Source organism: Flavobacterium sp. ZT3R18 (assembly GCF_007097385.1).
In the GTDB taxonomy this organism is placed as follows: domain Bacteria; phylum Bacteroidota; class Bacteroidia; order Flavobacteriales; family Flavobacteriaceae; genus Flavobacterium.
On sequence record NZ_VJZS01000001.1, the window covers coordinates 306,740 to 323,128 of the forward strand.

General features: G+C 35.9%; 18 protein-coding genes and 1 pseudogene. 8 read left to right on the forward strand and 11 right to left on the reverse strand.

The features are described from left to right. Positions 1-38: 38 nt before the first annotated feature. The 3 genes from FNW52_RS01295 (at position 39) to FNW52_RS01305 (ending at position 1,834) form a co-directional block, all read left to right on the forward strand. Positions 39-1,241, forward strand: a complete 1,203-nt coding sequence (locus tag FNW52_RS01295) for a glycerophosphodiester phosphodiesterase (RefSeq protein ID WP_255515436.1) — start codon at positions 39-41, stop codon at positions 1,239-1,241. A gap of 129 nt (positions 1,242-1,370) precedes the next feature. Continuing rightward, the gene (locus FNW52_RS01300; RefSeq protein WP_143375606.1) at positions 1,371-1,568 is read left to right on the forward strand and encodes a hypothetical protein; all 198 of its coding nucleotides are present in this window, start codon (positions 1,371-1,373) and stop codon (positions 1,566-1,568) included. Further along, positions 1,556-1,834, forward strand: a complete 279-nt coding sequence (locus FNW52_RS01305) for a hypothetical protein (protein ID WP_143375608.1) — start codon at positions 1,556-1,558, stop codon at positions 1,832-1,834. Before FNW52_RS01300 ends, FNW52_RS01305 begins: the two co-directional genes overlap by 13 nt. 131 nt (positions 1,835-1,965) lie before the next feature. Here the strand turns inward: FNW52_RS01305 and fabD are convergent, their stop codons facing one another. Continuing rightward, positions 1,966-2,838, reverse strand: coding sequence for an ACP S-malonyltransferase (fabD, locus tag FNW52_RS01310; RefSeq protein ID WP_143375609.1), 873 nt, complete (start codon positions 2,836-2,838; stop codon positions 1,966-1,968). A gap of 179 nt (positions 2,839-3,017) precedes the next feature. Between fabD and FNW52_RS01315 the strand changes: the two genes are divergently transcribed. Both FNW52_RS01315 and FNW52_RS01320 read left to right on the forward strand, forming a co-directional pair. Then, positions 3,018-3,578 carry a sugar O-acetyltransferase gene (locus tag FNW52_RS01315; RefSeq protein ID WP_143375611.1) on the forward strand — a complete coding sequence of 187 codons (561 nt, stop codon included), beginning with the start codon at positions 3,018-3,020 and terminating at the stop codon, positions 3,576-3,578. A 155-nt stretch (positions 3,579-3,733) separates the two neighbouring features. Then, positions 3,734-4,753 (forward strand): YhcG family protein, encoded by a 1,020-nt coding sequence (locus FNW52_RS01320; protein WP_143375613.1) that lies wholly within the window; start codon positions 3,734-3,736, stop codon positions 4,751-4,753. Positions 4,754-4,925: 172 nt separating this feature from the next. On the opposite strand, the gene FNW52_RS01325 is transcribed toward FNW52_RS01320, so the two are convergent. The 4 genes from FNW52_RS01325 to FNW52_RS01340 form a co-directional block, all read right to left on the reverse strand. Further along, entirely contained in the window at positions 4,926-5,642 is a 717-nt protein-coding gene (locus FNW52_RS01325) for a pirin family protein (RefSeq protein ID WP_143375615.1), read from the reverse strand. 329 nt (positions 5,643-5,971) lie between these two features. Then, positions 5,972-6,547, reverse strand: coding sequence for a Crp/Fnr family transcriptional regulator (locus FNW52_RS01330; protein ID WP_143375617.1), 576 nt, complete (start codon positions 6,545-6,547; stop codon positions 5,972-5,974). Continuing rightward, complete coding sequence (locus tag FNW52_RS01335; RefSeq protein ID WP_143375619.1) at positions 6,548-6,868, reverse strand: DUF6370 family protein; 321 nt, start codon at positions 6,866-6,868, stop codon at positions 6,548-6,550. Positions 6,869-6,918: 50 nt separating this feature from the next. Then, the gene (locus FNW52_RS01340) at positions 6,919-7,281 is read right to left on the reverse strand and encodes a DUF983 domain-containing protein (protein WP_143375621.1); all 363 of its coding nucleotides are present in this window, start codon (positions 7,279-7,281) and stop codon (positions 6,919-6,921) included. A 91-nt stretch (positions 7,282-7,372) separates the two neighbouring features. On the opposite strand from FNW52_RS01340, the gene FNW52_RS01345 reads away from it, so the two are divergent. Beyond that, on the forward strand, positions 7,373-8,233 hold the full coding sequence (locus tag FNW52_RS01345) for an AraC family transcriptional regulator (protein ID WP_143375623.1): 861 nt from the start codon (positions 7,373-7,375) through the stop codon (positions 8,231-8,233). A gap of 3 nt (positions 8,234-8,236) precedes the next feature. Here the strand turns inward: FNW52_RS01345 and purT are convergent. From purT to FNW52_RS01360, 3 genes and pseudogenes are all read right to left on the reverse strand, one after another. Next, a pseudogene (gene purT / locus FNW52_RS01350) lies at positions 8,237-9,421 on the reverse strand (formate-dependent phosphoribosylglycinamide formyltransferase); the annotation flags it as partial. A gap of 386 nt (positions 9,422-9,807) precedes the next feature. Further along, on the reverse strand, positions 9,808-11,013 hold the full coding sequence (locus FNW52_RS01355) for a pyridoxal phosphate-dependent aminotransferase (protein WP_143375626.1): 1,206 nt from the start codon (positions 11,011-11,013) through the stop codon (positions 9,808-9,810). Between the two features lie 37 nt (positions 11,014-11,050). Continuing rightward, on the reverse strand, positions 11,051-12,142 hold the full coding sequence (locus tag FNW52_RS01360) for an acyl-CoA desaturase (protein WP_143375628.1): 1,092 nt from the start codon (positions 12,140-12,142) through the stop codon (positions 11,051-11,053). Positions 12,143-12,248: 106 nt separating this feature from the next. Between FNW52_RS01360 and rsmG the strand changes: the two genes are divergently transcribed. Then, positions 12,249-12,878, forward strand: a complete 630-nt coding sequence (gene rsmG, locus FNW52_RS01365) for a 16S rRNA (guanine(527)-N(7))-methyltransferase RsmG (protein WP_143375630.1) — start codon at positions 12,249-12,251, stop codon at positions 12,876-12,878. 77 nt (positions 12,879-12,955) lie between these two features. Next, positions 12,956-13,096, forward strand: coding sequence for a hypothetical protein (locus tag FNW52_RS20625; RefSeq protein ID WP_185965890.1), 141 nt, complete (start codon positions 12,956-12,958; stop codon positions 13,094-13,096). A 97-nt stretch (positions 13,097-13,193) separates the two neighbouring features. Here FNW52_RS20625 and FNW52_RS01370 read toward each other — a convergent pair whose 3' ends face one another. Genes FNW52_RS01370 through FNW52_RS01380 form a run of 3 tightly spaced genes read right to left on the reverse strand, consistent with a single transcriptional unit; the run spans position 13,194 to position 16,211 of the window. Further along, the gene (locus FNW52_RS01370; protein ID WP_143375631.1) at positions 13,194-13,892 is read right to left on the reverse strand and encodes a LytTR family DNA-binding domain-containing protein; all 699 of its coding nucleotides are present in this window, start codon (positions 13,890-13,892) and stop codon (positions 13,194-13,196) included. 38 nt (positions 13,893-13,930) lie between these two features. Beyond that, on the reverse strand, positions 13,931-15,106 hold the full coding sequence (locus FNW52_RS01375) for an alpha/beta fold hydrolase (RefSeq protein ID WP_143375632.1): 1,176 nt from the start codon (positions 15,104-15,106) through the stop codon (positions 13,931-13,933). Between the two features lie 49 nt (positions 15,107-15,155). Beyond that, the gene (locus FNW52_RS01380) at positions 15,156-16,211 is read right to left on the reverse strand and encodes a sensor histidine kinase (RefSeq protein WP_143375633.1); all 1,056 of its coding nucleotides are present in this window, start codon (positions 16,209-16,211) and stop codon (positions 15,156-15,158) included. Positions 16,212-16,389: the final 178 nt, after the last annotated feature.

Sequence of the window (16,389 nt, forward strand, 5' to 3'; positions counted from 1 at the left end):
TGTGGGGGAATTTAATTTATTTGTCAAAAATATAAATTATGACCTCAATTCATGTTTTAAGAAGCGCCATTTTTTTGAGCGGTGCGTTACTGTTATTATCCTGCAATAAAGATGACCAAAATGATCCAGCACAAGAAACCGCTAAGTATCCTACTTTGACAGGAGCAAACCCTATTGTGGTTGCCCATCGTGGCGCACCGGGTTATTTGCCGGAACATACCATTGAAGGATATACCAAAGCCATTGAAATGGGAGCCGACTTTATCGAGCCCGATTTGGTAATGACAAAAGACGGCCAATTGGTGGTACGTCATGAACCGATGTTGTCCGGAACGACTAATGTGGCTGATGTTCCTGCTTTCGCATCCAAAAAAAGCACCAAAAATATTGATGGAGCAATGGTAACCGATTGGTTTGTTTGCGATTTTACTTTGGCGGAAATTAAACAGTTAAAAGCGAAACAAGCTTTGGCGGAACGCTCACAACAATATAATAATCTGTATGCGATTCCAACATTTGCGGAAGTGATTGCTTTGGCTAAACAAAAATCGGCGCAAACAGGGCGAATCATCGGAATTTATCCAGAAACTAAGCATCCTTCTTTTCATGAGGCACTAAACTTAAAAATCACGGATAAACTGTTGGAGGTTTTGACTGCCGAAGGTTGGAACAATGCTTCGTCTCCAGTTTATGTTCAATCGTTTGAAGTTTCTAATTTGCAATACCTCAGAAGCAAATCGACCGTAAAAATCATTCAATTGTTAAGCTGTTATGATGTGACTCTAACAGGAGATTTAATTTTCAGTGTTCCGGCTGGGGAAATTATTTCTGACGGGAAGCCTTATGATTGGTATCTAAAAGGAGATACAAGAGATTATGGTTTTTTTAGAACGCAAGCAGGTTTGGATTTTGTTAAAACCTATGCTAATGGAATTGGTCCGTGGAAGCCTTTTATTATTTCGTATAAAGGGACTGATGCAAATAAGGATGGTAAAGCCGATGATATAAATGCAGACGGCAAAGTTGATGATTCTGATAAAGAGGCACTGCCACCGAGCACGTTAATTTCTGATGCGCATAAAAAAGGATTGCAAGTACATGCTTATACATTTAGAAATGAAGGGCGACGCTTATTGCACAACTATTATAACAACCCGATTTTAGAATACCAAGCTTTTTATAAATTAGGACTGGATGGTTTGTTTTCTGATTTTACTGATATGGCTGTTCAGGCAAGATAATTTTAGGTAGAAGTTTTTAGTTTTCAGTCGCAGTTTTCAGTTATCAGGAATCCCAAATTATCGCGATGATAGTTTGGGATTTTTTGTTTTAAGTAATTAATTGTAAATTTGTTATGAAAAATAAACGTCATGAAGCCTAAAAAAGACAACCCGAAAATAACCAAAGTAGAAGGATCTTCTGTTAATTATGAAGTTTCGAAAATTAAATTTAAAGGGATAGACAGAGCTACTTTTAATTTTGACGATGAATTTAAAAAAGGTTACACTGTTGAGGAAGCAAAAGCGGAAATGCGTAAAAGAATAAATGCGTACCCTTGGAAAAAGTAATTTTAAATGATGCTGTTATTGAGTATCTTGACCAATTGGTCTATTCTCTTTTTGTGGATGATTACTTCAGCTATCGAGAAAGTGCGCAGTTTTATGTTGATAAGATAGTGGATTTTATTTTTTTCGAAATCTTTTCTTTTTCGCATAAAACGACTCCGAAATCGCTTCAACACTTTGGTTCATTTTATGTTTTTTATAAAGGCAATACACGAAGCACTTGGTATGTTTTCTTCGAAAAGCAAGATGATAATTTTTTGATAACATGAATTCTAAATAATCATTGCGAGGAAGCAAATGAACTTAAAAAAAAATCCCCACAAACATCAGTTGTTCGTGAGGATTATGCTGATAGTCGGTTTCAAACTGAAAACTGCGACTGAAAACTGAAAACTAATTTTTAAGCGTTCGCCGTCACTGCTTCTTTGTCGATTTTTCCAATCAAACCAGCTAATACTTTTCCAGGACCCACTTCCGTAAATAAAGTAGCTCCATCGGCAATCATTTGTTGAACCGATTGTGTCCAACGTACCGGAGCGGTCAATTGTATAATTAAGTTTTTCTTGATTTCATTGGCATCCGAAACCGCCGAAGCCGTTACATTTTGATACACTGGGCAAATAGGAGTAGAGAACGTAGTTGCTTCAATAGCAGCTGCTAGTTCTTCTCTTGCAGGTTCCATCATTGGCGAGTGAAAAGCTCCACCAACAGGTAATAATAATGCACGTTTTGCACCAGCGGCTTTCATCGCTTCGCAGGCTTTTTCTACTGCTGTGGTTTCTCCGGAGATTACCAATTGTCCTGGGCAGTTATAATTGGCAGCCACCACAACTCCGTCAATAGAGGCACAAACGTCTTCTACGATATTGTCTGCCAATCCTAAAACGGCAGCCATTGTTGAAGGCTTGATTTCACAGGCTTTTTGCATCGCCAAGGCACGTTGAGAAACTAATTTTAATCCGTCTTCAAAAGATAAAGCGCCATTGGCTACCAATGCCGAAAATTCTCCTAAAGAGTGACCTGCCACCATTTCTGGTTTGAAATCTTCCAACGTTTTAGCCAAAATAACCGAATGTAAAAAAACGGCTGGTTGGGTAACTTTAGTTTCTTTCAATTCCTCTGCGGTACCTTCAAACATGATATCGGTAATGCGGAAACCTAGAATTTCATTCGCTTTTTCGAATAATTCCTTTGCTAATGGAGAGTTTTCATATAAGTCTTTGCCCATTCCTGTGAATTGTGCGCCTTGACCTGGAAATACGTATGCCTTCATGTTCTTTTTTTGTTTAAAGTTTAAAGTTGCTCTAAAATGAGCGAAGTTTAATAAAGTGCAAAAATAGTGTTTTTTGAGATAATGGTGTTTTAAACTTTGTTTTCTTCGAATATGATATCTGAATACGATGCGGTTTTACTATTTTTACTCAAGGGTTGTTACTAATAAAATTAAAAAAAATGAAGACCGAAAAAGAAAAAATGCTGTTGGGCGAAATCTATTTTAGCAATGACAAACAGCTTACAGAAGAACGTACCAGAGCAAAAAAACTATTGCATAAATTGAATGTTACCGAATATTTGATGAACGGGAAATCGCGAGCAATTCTGCGGGAGTTAATGCCTAATTCTCATAAACGATTGTATATCGAACCGCCGTTTCATTGTGATTATGGGTACAATATCCATTCGGGGGAGAATGTGTATTTCAATGTCAATTGTGTGGTTTTAGACACGATGAAAGTGACTATTGGAAACAATGTTTTCTTTGCGCCCGGTGTACATATTTACACAGCAACCCACCCGCTCGATGCTATAGAAAGAAGAACTGTTGAAAGTTCAAAGCCCGTATTTATTGGCGATGATTGTTGGATAGGAGGGAATTCTGTAATTTGTCCCGGAGTCGCTATTGGTGCCGGTTGTGTAATTGGTGCCGGATCTGTCGTAACCAAAGATATTCCCGAAAACTCTTTAGCAGTTGGGAATCCTGCTAAAGTGATTCGGAAATTAAATGTGGGCTAATCTTTTTTAGTAAGTTTGTGGAAGGTTAGTGTTTTTACTTGTCTATACTGTAGGTTGTTGTCTGTGTAGAACTTCTCAATTGGGAATGCTTTGCTTTCGCAAAAGAGTTGCCAACTAAAGGAATATATTTTAGAACAAAAGAATAATTAGTGATTATGGGGGATAAAACAAATAGTTTGACAATTACAGAAACTGATTTACTCCATGAGTTGTCACAACTGATTGAGCAAAGCAAAAATCAAGTAGCTGTTCAAGCGAATAGTGCAGTTACTGTTTTGTTTTGGCAAGTTGGTAATCGCATCAATCAAAATATCCTACAAAACAAGCGTGCTGAATACGGAAAACAAATTGTGCCGACAGTGTCGGCACAATTGGAAAAGAAATATGGTAGAAATTTCACGGAGAAAAATGTGAGGCGGATGCTCCGTTTTGCCGAACAATTTGCCGATTTTCAAATCGTCGTTACCTTGTCACGACAATTGTCTTGGTCACATTTTGTGGAATTATTGCCATTAAAAACGATTGAATCAAAACTGTTTTATGCACAAAATGCGTCAAATAATTTATTTGGAATCAGAGAATTAAGACGGCAAATTGCTTTGAAAGGGTATAAAAGAGCCAGTATTGCTGATGCGCAAATTGTTGAATCAACACAAATTCCATTCAATACCTTCAAAGATCCTTATATTTTAGATTTATTGGGTTTGCAAAACACCTATTTGGAAAAGGATTTAGAAGATGCCATACTTCGCGAGTTAGAAACTTTTATACTTGAACTCGGCAAAGGTTTTGCATTTGTAGAACGTCAAAAACGAATGATTATTGACGGTGAAGATTTCTATTTGGATCTGCTTTTTTACCATCGAAAGTTGAAAAGATTAGTAGCTGTTGAATTGAAATTGGGAAGATTTCAAGCCAAACACAAAGGGCAAATGGAGTTGTACCTCAAATGGTTAGATAAATACGAAAAGCAAGAAGGGGAAAATACACCCATCGGGTTAATACTTTGTGCCGAAAGTAGTAGGGAACAAATAGAATTGCTGGAAATGCACAGAGACGGAATAGTGGTTGCCGAATATTGGACAGACTTACCGCCGAAAAAACAGTTTGAAGAAAAAATCCACTTACTTTTGGCAGAAGCCAAAGAAAGAATAGAAAGAAAAAAGTTGTTGTAATACCGTTGTATATTTCAAATTAGTCAAATAATCCCGAAGCTTAGGAAGGATTAAATAAAGGATACAACGGCATTATACTAGAAGCTTTCGACAATATTGTAATTATTAATGGTGTATGATTTTAAAAGACTCAGAACATAGAAAATTAGAAGCTTAGTCTCTTTTATTTTAATTACTGCGCCATTGGAATTTCCATCAATAAGAATTCGGCATCTGTATTGGCTTTGATATCCAAAGTAGCAGCATCCCAAATTCCAAAGCCATCACGGGTTTCCAATTCCTGTCCATTGATGGTCACAGTGCCAGAAAGGATAAAAGCATAAACACCATTGCTTTCTTTTTTTAATTCATAAGTTGTCTCGGTGTCTTTGTCAAATTTACCCAAATGAAACCAGGCATCCTGATGAATCCATACTCCGGCATCTTCTGCATTTGGAGAAAGAATTTGTTGTAGCTTATTGTTTCTGTCTTCAGGATTTAATGTGATTTGTTGGTAACGGGGCCCTACATTTCTCACTTTTGGAAAAACCCAAATTTGCAAGAGTTTGGTTCTTTGATCTGCATTGGGGTTAAACTCACTGTGTTGGATTCCGGTTCCGGCACTCATCACCTGAACGTCTCCGTTTTTTATCACTTCGGTATTTCCCATGCTGTCTTTGTGGGCCAAATCTCCTTCAAGAGGAATGGTAATGATCTCCATATTGTCATGTGGATGGGTGCCAAAACCCATTCCGGCTGCAATTGTATCGTCGTTCAAAACGCGTAAAGTGCCAAATTGAACTCTATCCGGATTGTACCAACTGGCGAAGCTAAAACTATGATAAGCGTTTAACCATCCGTGATCTGCGTGCCCTCTAGTATCTGCTTTGTGTAAAACTGTATTTTGCATGATGTATAAATTTAGTGATTTTTGTTATACAAATTTACAATCGTTTTGAGCCTTGACACTTAATGTAGATTAAGAAGGAAGGTTTTTAGTTTTCAGTCTCAGTTTTCAGTCTCAGTCTCAGTTTTCAATCTCAGTTTTCAGTCTCAGTTTTCAGTCTCAGTTTTCAGTCTCAGTTTTCAGTCTCAGTCTCAGTCGTATTGTTGGAAACTACTAATTAAAATCGCTTTGTAAGTTTTGTCTTTCGGACTGCAGGACTGAAAACCGAGACTGAAAACTACTTCTTCTGTTTACGGTCGATAGGACTGAAAACTGAAAACTGAGACTGAAAACTACTTCCTCAGTAATCGGGATTTCATTTTGCTGTAAAACTCAGGAGTTACTCCTATATATGATGCAATTTGTTTTTGAGTAATTTTCTGAATGAGACTTGGGTATTTTTTGCAGAATTTCTCGAAACGTTCTTCGGCGGTGAGGCTAAGGTTGTCCATTAAACGTTCTTGGTTGGCTACCAAGGAGTTTTCGGTAAGTATTCTAAAGAAACGTTCTAACTTCGGGATTTCACGATACAGTAATTCTTGGTTCTCTTTGGATAACAAAACCAGTTCGGCATCTTCTAAAACCTCTATGAACAGGTTGCCCGGTTTTTGCGAAAGCAAACTGTACATGTCGCCAATCCACCAACCTTGACATGCAAAACTCATTACGTGTTCAACAATATTATCATTAATGTTGAAACTGCGTAAAATACCCGAATTAACAAAATAAGAATGTTTGCAAATTGCACCACTATTCAATATGATTGTTTTGGCTTTGTAATGATGTATTTCTGTTTTGGACAAGAAAAGTTCTTGTTCTTGAACGGTGAGAGCTACATGTTGCGCAATGTTTTCGAGTATTAAAGCCATTTATTTCTTCTCAGGAAGTAAAGTAAAGGAAGTAACCTGGAAACGATTGTCAATTATCTCTCCTGTAACTTCGGCTTTTCTAATGGTTTCGCAAAAGCCATCTTTGGCATGCGAATCCCCGTGATCGTCTATGTTTGTTCCATCTACAAAATAGGCTTTTCCATCGATGCGAACGGCTAAGTCACAGCTTTTTCCCTTTAATCCAAAATTGCACTCGCCACAGGAGACTTCTACAATTTGGGATTTTGGAATTTCTTTTTTTTCTTGGGCACTAGATAGTAATGCTGTAAATAATAATACGATTGAGAATAGATTTTTCATTTAGACTAAATTTAAAGCCCTAAGATAATGATTTTACTTTAGCTCTAATTCTAAATGGAATAGTTTTTAAACATATAAATCCACAATAATCTGGAAAGGCGAATGTTAAAAGAGGCCATTGATACAATGACTACCGCAATAATGGCAATAATTCTTAAATCAAATCGTTCTGTAAAAAATTGTTGAGCAATTAAATATGTAGCTATTCCTTGTGCTACGGTCAAGCCATAGTTTACATACATGGCGCCAAAGAAATAGCCAGGTTCTTTTTCGAATTTAAATTGGCAATGAGGACAGTATTGATTCATTTTGGGGAATCCAATATTTAAGAAGATGTTTTTTTCGTTAAAAACTTTTCCTTTAAGACAATGAGGGCAATCATTATTTAGGATGTGAACAAGAGTGTGTGACATTTTTTAATTTTTTTTCAAAGGTATTTTTTATTCGTGTCACAGCTATTTTCTATATTCGCCAATTATAGCACAATAAAGACATTGAGGAAGTATGAAAAAATATCCCATTTATTCGATTCAGCGATTCAATTGTAATGATGTCAATAGTGATTTCTATATTAATACTTTCAAAAATCATTTAGTCAATCATAGTTTTATAGAAGAGCCGCATAGACATAATTCGTATGTGTTGGTTTTTTTTACCAATGGATCGGGAACGCATGACATCGATTTTGATACTTTTAAGATTCAGCCCGGAAGTATGTTTTTTATACAACCCGGACAAATACATCATTGGAGTTTGTCTGATGATATTGATGGTTTTGTTGTTTTTTATTCTCAGGAGATGTACAATCTGTATTTTAGGCAAAAAACAATCGAAGCTTATCCGTTCTATTATTCATTGGGGAATTCTCCTGAAATGGTTTTTGACGCTAAAGAGTCAAAAGCAATTAAGCCTTATTTTTATAATATGCTTGAGGAATATCAAGGGGGTAAAATCATGAAGCATGATAAAATTATGAACTTGTTGGATAGTATTCATATTGAAATTGCCAGGAAATATAATGAGGACTCTGTTCTGGAGACGCATTCCTATAATGTGAAAATAAAAGAACTTGACGCTCTTTTGGAAAGATTTTTTTTGACGGAAAAAGCGCCTTCCTTTTATGCGTCTCAACTCCATATTACGCTAAAACATTTGAATAGGATATGCAATGATATTTTAAAAAAGACCACCACTCAGGTAATTACCGACAGAATTATTCTGGAAGCCAAAAGAATGCTAATGGATAAAAAAAGAACAGTCAACGAAATTGCCACAGCATTGGGTTTCGATGACTATTCTTATTTTGTGCGATTATTTAAAAAGCATACTGCAATGACGCCGACAGCTTTTCGGGTTTCTAAATAGTAATTAAGAATGTACTTTGACTAATTGGGCGGCAGCTTTTGCTTTTTCTACTACTTCCTCAATTGAAGTGTCTAAAGTATCATTGACCAGGGCTACTCCCATTCTGCGATACGGTCTTGAGGTAGGTTTTCCAAAAATCCTGAAATCAGTTTTCGGTAAAGCAGCGATCTTTTCTATTCCTGTGTAAGTAGGGTTTGTAGAATTTTCTGAAGCTAAAATTACGGCACTCGCTCCTGCTTTTTCTAAAGTAATTTCGAAAATAGGTAAGCTTAAAATGGCACGTAGATGCAATTCGAATTCATTGAAGTTTTGTGTTCCCGCCAAAGTTATCATACCAGTATCGTGAGGTCTAGGAGATAATTCTGAGAAATAAACACCGTCATCGGCAAGGAAAAATTCAACTCCGAATAGTCCTGCTCCGCCTAAAGCTTCGGTTACTTTTTCGGCCATGTCTTGAGCTTCGTATAGGTCTTTGTCGGATACTTTTGCGGGTTGCCAGCTTTCTTGATAATCGCCGCGTTCCTGTCTGTGTCCGATTGGAGCACAAAATAAAGTAGGGTTGTCGTTTTGAACCACGGTCAATAAAGTGATCTCCGAATTGAATTTTACAAAAGCTTCAACTATGACTTCCACAACATCACCGCGGGAACCTTCAACAGCGTATTGCCACGCTTTGTCAATGCTTGCACTGAGCTCTGCCGAAGTGTCGCCTTTTATGGTGGATTGCCCTTTTCCGGAAGAAGACATTAAGGGTTTTACCACGCAGGGCATTCCAACGGCTTCAACACCTTTGTGTAGTTCTTCGGCTGAAGTGGCGTAGCGATAATTGGCGGTGCGTAATCCAAGTTCTTTGGCAGCCAAATCCCGAATGGCTTTTCTGTTCATGGTAAAGTTGGCCGCTTTTGCAGAAGGGACTACGGTAATGCCTTGTTTTTCGTAATCATAAAAACGTTCGGTTCTAATGGCTTCTATTTCGGGAACGATGAAATCGGGTTGGTGTTTGGCTACGATTTTGTCTAAAGCGTCTCCATCGAGCATATTGATGACTTCAAAACCATGTGCTACTTGCATCGCGGGAGCATTTTCATAACTGTCAACAGCGATTACGGTTTGTCCGATACGTTGTGCTGCGATTACAAATTCTTTTCCTAATTCGCCTGAGCCTAGAAGTAGTATTTTCATTGAAAGAAGTTTAGAAGGGTTATGAGATTTATGAGTTTAGTTTGTTTTTTATAATTATAACAAAAATACATTTTTGTGTGTAATTCTTTTATGGATGGTTGATTCTTTTGGAAATATTTAATTGCTTATTTAGTCGTTTGCCCGCGTGAGGGTAATGTCATTAAGGTTAAGAATTTTTTGCTATGATTTTTCTAAATCTAGTTCTCGCAAAGACGCGAAGACGCAAAGAAAACAGTTCTAAACTTTGCGCCTTCGCGTCTTTGCGAGAAACAATAACGATTAACTTAATGACATTGCACGTCCAAATGTTCTCTAAAACAAAAATAGTTTAAAGTATAAAGTGATAAAACTTTAAACCTTAAACTATTTTAAACTTTAAATAAGCTTTTATGTTATGCTAGAACTTCAGTAAGCGAAACTGCTTCTTTGATTCTGCGTAAAGCTTCTTTTAATAAATCTTCGCTGGTTGCGTAAGAGAAACGGATGCAATCTGGGTTGCCAAAAGCGTCTCCTGTTACGGTTGCTACATTGGCTTCGCCCAAAAGATACATGGAGAAATCATTGGCGTCTTTGATGAAAGTTCCTCTCAATGTTTTTCCGAAGAAAGAAGAAACGTCTGGGAATACATAAAAAGCTCCTTCAGGAACGTTGATTTTTACTCCTGGAATTTCTTTTAACAGACCAACAACCAAATCTCTACGGCTTTGGAAAGCGTCAACCATGTGTTTCAATACAGATGGGTCAGCATCTACGGCAGTAATAGTCGCGCGTTGTGCAATACTGTTGGCTCCGCTGGTTACTTGACCTTGAATTTTGATACAGGCTTTTGCGATGAATTCTGGTGCACCAATGTATCCAATTCTCCATCCTGTCATAGCAAATGCTTTGGCAACTCCATTTACAGTAATTGTTCTTTCTAGCATTCCCGGAATAGAAGCGATGCTGCAGAAAGTTCCTGAGAAATTGATGTGCTCATAAATTTCATCGGATACTACATATACGTGTGGGTATTTTTCTAAAACTTTAGCAAGAGCAGTTAATTCTTCTCTGTTGTAAACCGATCCACTTGGGTTACAAGGAGAGCTGAACCACATCATTTTTGTTTTTGGTGTGATGGCTGCTTCTAATTGTTCTGGTGTGATTTTGAAATCAGTGTCTACAGAAGTTGGAACTTCTACAGGAACTCCTCCTGATAATTTTACAATTTCAAAATAACTTACCCAGTAAGGTGCTGGCAAAATTACCTCGTCACCGTCATTAAGCATTACTTGTGCAATGTTGTATAAAGATTGTTTGGCTCCTGTTGAAACCACGATTTGTGATGGCTTGTACTCTAAATTGTTGTCTCTTTTGAATTTTCTGCAAATTGCTTCTTTCAATTCTACATAACCTTCTACTGGAGAATAGGTACTGTAGTTTTCGTCAATCGCTTTTTTTGCGGCTTCTTTGATGAAATCTGGAGTATTAAAGTCGGGTTCTCCTAAACTTAAACTGATAATGTCTTTTCCTTGTGCTTTTAATTCTCTTGCCAATGCAGCCATCGCTAATGTTTGTGATGTAGCTAGATTGTTAATTCTGTCTGAAAGTGGATTGCTCATTAAAATGTAATTTTTTGGTTTATTCTTTTTTAGATAATTATAATGCAGGATTTAATCCTAAGGTTTTTAAGTGCTTGAAATGTGCAATTACGGCACTGGTCATTGTTTTGTATTCATGGTAAGGCAATTGACATTCCTTTGCCGTTTCTTTTACGATTTTTGCGATTTTACCATAATGAACATGGCTAATATGTGGAAAAATATGGTGCTCAATTTGGTGGTTTAATCCTCCGGTGTACCAGTTTACAATTTTGTTTTTTGGAGCAAAATTAACAGTGGTAAACAATTGATGAATTGCCCAGGTGTTTTCCATTTCACCAGCTTCATTTGGTTGTGGATTGGCAGCTTCATCTACTACGTGTGCCAATTGAAATACAATACTTAAGATTAATCCGGCAGTGTAGTGCATGATAAAAAATCCAAGAAGTACTTTCCACCAAGTGATTCCGATAACCATTGGCAATACGATCCAAATAGATAAATAAATGACTTTTGTGATAATTAATGTGGTCCAAAGCGTTTTTGGGCTTTTTGGTTCGCCATAGGATAATTTTCTTTTTAGATAACTGCTCATTTGCTTAAAATCGGTTGTAATGGCCCAGTTGAAAGTCAATAAACCATATAGAAAAAACGCATAATATTGTTGAAATTTATGGAACTTATGCCATTCGGCTTCTTTGGAGAAACGCATGATTCTTCCAGCTTCCAGATCTTCATCATGACCAATAATGTTGGTATAAGTATGGTGTAATACATTGTGTTGCACTTGCCAGTTGTGTACGTTTCCGGCCAAAACGTAAATGGTGCCTCCCATGAATTTATTAACCCAACTTTTGGTAGAATAAGATCCGTGATTGGCGTCGTGCATAACATTCATCCCAATTCCGGCCATCCCAATTCCCATGACAATGGTCAATAGAAGGTGAGCCCAAAAAGGCATGTCTAAAGTTAATATTAAGAAGTAAGGAACAAGAAAAACGGTAAAAAGAATTATAGTCTTTAAATGGATTTTCCAGTTTCCGGTTTTTTCTATATTGTTTTCTTTGAAATAGCTGTTTACTCGAGAGTTAAGCGTTCTAAAAAACTTTAGGTTGTCTTGTTTTGCAAATGTAGGTGCGGTATTGTTCATATGTTTTTTGAATATTTGCAAAGGTAACTAATATAAATTTTCAACATACAATATTGAGTTAAATATTTATAAGCTAAAAGCAGTACTTTTGTTAAAAATTTTTAAGATGGACGAGATTCTAAAGTATTTTCCTAACCTATCTGATAATCAGATAGAACAGTTTCAAAAATTGGATTTTTTATACCACGATTGGAATGAAAAAATCAATGTAATTTCCCGTAAAGACATTGATTCTTTGTACACTAAACATATATTGCATTCTCTGGCTATAGCCAAAGTAAATAAGTTCGAACCCGGAACTTATGTCTTGGATGTGGGAACTGGAGGTGGATTTCCTGGGATTCCATTGGCGATTCTTTTTCCGGAAACCCGTTTTTATTTGATTGATATTATTGCCAAAAAAATAAAAGTGGTTCAAGCTGTTGCCGAAGCTTTAGAACTAAAAAACGTAAAAGCCGAGCAACTCCGTGCCGAAAACGTAAAAGGAGATTTTGATTTTATTGTTAGTCGTGCGGTAACCAACATGCCTGATTTTGTTTCTTGGGTAAAAACCAAAATCAAGAAGCAAAGTAAACACGAACTGAAAAATGGTATTCTTTATCTAAAGGGTGGAGACTTAACCGAGGAGTTGAAAGATTTTCCGAAAGCCACCGAATATAATATTTCCGATTTCTTTGAGGACGAGTTTTTTGAAACCAAGAAAGTGGTGCATTTGCCATTGAAGTTTGTGGTTTAGGAAATACGATTTTGAAGACTTTTTTTGTAATTTTGTAAAAGTATTATAACGAAATATTCGTTTTAAATTAAGAAGCTATGTACACTACTTATCATTTGGATTCTGAACTTACCCAAGAAATAAAGGATATCTTGGATGAGAGATTAATGGAGGATGAAAGCGATTATATTACTGTAGAAGAATCGATTAGTCAGCTAAAAAGAAAGTATGGTATATAAGATTGTCGTTTCGCCTCGTGCTTAAAAGGAAATTAGTGACTTGACAAAAAAGCAAACCCCACAAGAACTCAAAATAATTTGATTCTTGTGGGGTTTTTTATTTCTGATCTCTCAAATAATCCAGCCAGGTTTGTTTATAACTACTTCCAATTGGGATTTCTATTGCGTTTATTTCCACTTCGTTTTTGGAGTAGGCAGTTAGTTTTTTTGTTTGAATAATATAGGAACGATGGATTCGGACAAAATTTGAATCCAATACTTTCTCGAAAGCGGAAATGTTCTGCTTAAGATGGTGTGATTTCCCGTTTTCGAGATGAATGGTAATGTAATCTTTGAGACTTTCGATGAATAAAATGGAGTCGAAAACGATCTTGATGTTTTTACTGCCGGAAGACACAAAAATGTGATCCTCGTTAGTTGAATTTTCAGTTGCTTTCGGAATTTGTAATTGTTTGAATTTTTCTATAGAAACAAAAAAACGATCAAATGTAATGGGTTTCAAGAGGTAATCAATCACATTGAGTTCGTAGCCTTCTATGGCATATTCTCTGTATGCAGTTGTGAAAATTACTTTAGGCGGATTCTTTAGTTTTTTCAGAAAATCATTTCCTTTAAGGAGTGGCATTTCAATATCCAAAAACATCAAATCTATTGTGTTTGATTCTAAAAAGGCATAAGCTTTTAGTGCATTTTCAAAAGAAGCCACCAATTCAAAATTATCGAAATGGGCTAAATGAGAAGCAATTAATTCTCTTGCCAAGGGTTCGTCGTCAACGATGATACATTTGTATTTCATTCAAAAAAAGAATAAGGATTTTCTAAATTTCTAAAAATCTAATTTAGCGGTTTTGAGTTGTCTTTTGTTATTTTTTCCAAAACTTCTTTACCATTTTTATTTTCAGGGTTTAGCTCAATAGATTTTTTATACATTTTAATGGCTTCTTCTTTCTGGTCTGTTTTTAAGAGAGCTTCACCATAGCTGTCGTATGTATTGGCATTTGATGGATTAAGTATCATATTAAGTCTGAAAATTTCTGCTGCCTTTTGGTTCTCATTTTTACTTAATAATTCATAACCCCAAGTATTTAAATCATCATCAGAATGATAAAAAGCCAAATCCTGAGCTTTTTCTTCATTGCAAGCCGTTATAGAATATTGTAACGCACGCTCTTGAATTTCAGCTTTTTGTTTAGAACTGCTTGCATACAATTTTGCAATTGAATTAATTACTAAAGGTGGATTGTCGATCCAAATACCATGACCACAACCATTTGCTGTAATGCCGGTAACATTCGGATTATTGGCTACATATTTTCTATGACATTCTTTCCAACGTTCTATTTCTTCAGGTATTTTTAAGTAAGGAATTCCGTTGACAAAATCCACAACAGGAATGTTTTGCGGAATAGAAATTTTGCTCATTATTTTCACGGTTTCAAGAATTGTAGCCGACATATAATAAACGCCTTTGTTGTTTTTCTTCCATTCAGGGATCAATTTATCTTGTGTAGCAACTATTTTTTCAATGTAGCCATCTTCATAATAGTTATGATTAACGTCAATTAACACAACCGATTTAACCAATTTAGGATGTCTTGCAGCGTAAAGAGTCGAGAGATATCCACCGTAAGAATGTGAAACGAGCATGATTTCTTTGTCGTAACCCAATTTTTTTAATCCAATTTCTAAATCTTCGATACTACTGATAATGCCGTGTTTTGAATCATCAGTTTGTAATGTGTCAATCGTACTTGTGCCAAAGCCTGCTCGGTCATACGTAATCAGAGTGGCATTTGTTATTTTAGAAGTTTGGTCTAATAATGAATTCCAAACGGCACCACTATTTCCTCCACCTGCATCAAAAAGTATCGGTATCCCTTTTCCTTTTACAATCTTGAAATGGATTTTGTGGTTTCCAACATCTACTAAAGTGTCAATGGCTTTAGATTGGCTATTCGCCGTGATGAAAGTGCTGAAAAATAAAATGCTAATTAAAAATTTGTGTTTCATATGTTCGTTTGATAATTGATTTTTTTTGAAAGTAAATGGGTGTAAAATGCTAAAGATTAAGGCAAAGTTTAACGGTAAATTTTGTCTGCGTTTCGTCTATATCCAACTGATGGTTTTTTTGATATAATAAATCCAATTGTTTCCGAACGTTTTCGAGCCCGATTTGTGATTTGTCCGATCTTCTTGCCGTTTCGTTTTGGGGTTTTGTATTTTCGATGCTAAAAATAATTTGCTTTCTTTTAGTTTCTAAATTCATGTGAATTACTGCTTTCTCGGTTTCATTGATTACGCCGTGTTTAAAAGCATTCTCGACAAAAGTCAACAGAATTAGCGGTGAAATTTTGCTGTCTTCGTGAATGTCTTTGGTAAACGAAATGTCTAATCTGTTTTCATTATACCGTAATTTTTCTAATGAAATGTAGTTTTCCAATAAGTTGATTTCCTTTTTTATGCATACAAAATCATCATTGCAACGGTACAGGACAAAATCTAATATTTCGGATAATTTAGCAATAATCTCGGGTGCTTTGTCGTCTTTTTTGAGTGTCAAAGCATAGAGGTTATTTAGGGTGTTGAATAAAAAATGAGGATTCAGTTGATTTTTTAGAGCTTTGAGTTCCATTGATTTTTTCTCTTCTTCTATTTTGGAAAGGTGTTGTTGATTTTTGTAAAAACGAATCAATCCAATAACTGAAGCAGGGAAAAACAACCAGATGATTTTTCCAAAGAACAGTCTAAAACTAGTTAATCTTTGAATTAATGTGTTGGGACATTTATCCCATTCTGAATAATACTGAGGAAACTTGGGTTCAAGATAGAAATATTTGAGGGCAGTAAGCATTGCAAAAACAAGGTATAACCAAATAGCAAAAAGGACAATAAAAAGAAAGTATTTCTTTGGAATGAGAAGATTCGGGATCAAAACGTAAATCAAGATATACGCTCCAATAGCTTGAATGATTGTTTCAGAAAGAAAGATATAAACTAGGTCATCGTATTTTTTATAGTCAAAACTTTTTGTGACAAAATGTATTATCAAAAAACCAAACCAAAACAAACTGTGGCTTAGCATTCTTTTTAGGTTTATGTTTTTTAGAAAATTCATACTATGCTTTTATAAGCAGCCAAGTTACTAAATTATCTATGCTTGGTTTATTGCATGAGACAAATAATGGTCTTTAGCTTATGAAAACGGTATTCCAGCCCATGAATGCGTTATTATTGGAAAATGTATTCTTTGTATGCTAAAGCTGTCTTTTTATTTGCACCTAAATTAAGATTAA

What these genes read in the sequence shown, in the direction of transcription:
- FNW52_RS01300 (WP_143375606.1), top strand. Translation starts at nt 1,371, where the DNA reads ATGAAGCCTAAAAAAGACAACCCGAAAATAACCAAAGTAGAAGGATCT.
- FNW52_RS01335 (WP_143375619.1), bottom strand. Translation starts at nt 6,868, where the DNA reads ATGAAAAATCTATTCTCAATCGTATTATTATTTACAGCATTACTATCT.
- rsmG (WP_143375630.1), top strand. Translation starts at nt 12,249, where the DNA reads ATGGACGAGATTCTAAAGTATTTTCCTAACCTATCTGATAATCAGATA.
- FNW52_RS01320 (WP_143375613.1), top strand. Translation starts at nt 3,734, where the DNA reads ATGGGGGATAAAACAAATAGTTTGACAATTACAGAAACTGATTTACTC.
- FNW52_RS01325 (WP_143375615.1), bottom strand. Translation starts at nt 5,642, where the DNA reads ATGCAAAATACAGTTTTACACAAAGCAGATACTAGAGGGCACGCAGAT.
- FNW52_RS01360 (WP_143375628.1), bottom strand. Translation starts at nt 12,142, where the DNA reads ATGAACAATACCGCACCTACATTTGCAAAACAAGACAACCTAAAGTTT.
- FNW52_RS01355 (WP_143375626.1), bottom strand. Translation starts at nt 11,013, where the DNA reads ATGAGCAATCCACTTTCAGACAGAATTAACAATCTAGCTACATCACAA.
- FNW52_RS01370 (WP_143375631.1), bottom strand. Translation starts at nt 13,892, where the DNA reads ATGAAATACAAATGTATCATCGTTGACGACGAACCCTTGGCAAGAGAA.
- fabD (WP_143375609.1), bottom strand. Translation starts at nt 2,838, where the DNA reads ATGAAGGCATACGTATTTCCAGGTCAAGGCGCACAATTCACAGGAATG.
- FNW52_RS01380 (WP_143375633.1), bottom strand. Translation starts at nt 16,211, where the DNA reads ATGAATTTTCTAAAAAACATAAACCTAAAAAGAATGCTAAGCCACAGT.
- FNW52_RS01375 (WP_143375632.1), bottom strand. Translation starts at nt 15,106, where the DNA reads ATGAAACACAAATTTTTAATTAGCATTTTATTTTTCAGCACTTTCATC.
- FNW52_RS01315 (WP_143375611.1), top strand. Translation starts at nt 3,018, where the DNA reads ATGAAGACCGAAAAAGAAAAAATGCTGTTGGGCGAAATCTATTTTAGC.
- FNW52_RS01340 (WP_143375621.1), bottom strand. Translation starts at nt 7,281, where the DNA reads ATGTCACACACTCTTGTTCACATCCTAAATAATGATTGCCCTCATTGT.
- FNW52_RS01295 (WP_255515436.1), top strand. Translation starts at nt 39, where the DNA reads ATGACCTCAATTCATGTTTTAAGAAGCGCCATTTTTTTGAGCGGTGCG.
- FNW52_RS01345 (WP_143375623.1), top strand. Translation starts at nt 7,373, where the DNA reads ATGAAAAAATATCCCATTTATTCGATTCAGCGATTCAATTGTAATGAT.
- FNW52_RS20625 (WP_185965890.1), top strand. Translation starts at nt 12,956, where the DNA reads ATGTACACTACTTATCATTTGGATTCTGAACTTACCCAAGAAATAAAG.
- FNW52_RS01330 (WP_143375617.1), bottom strand. Translation starts at nt 6,547, where the DNA reads ATGGCTTTAATACTCGAAAACATTGCGCAACATGTAGCTCTCACCGTT.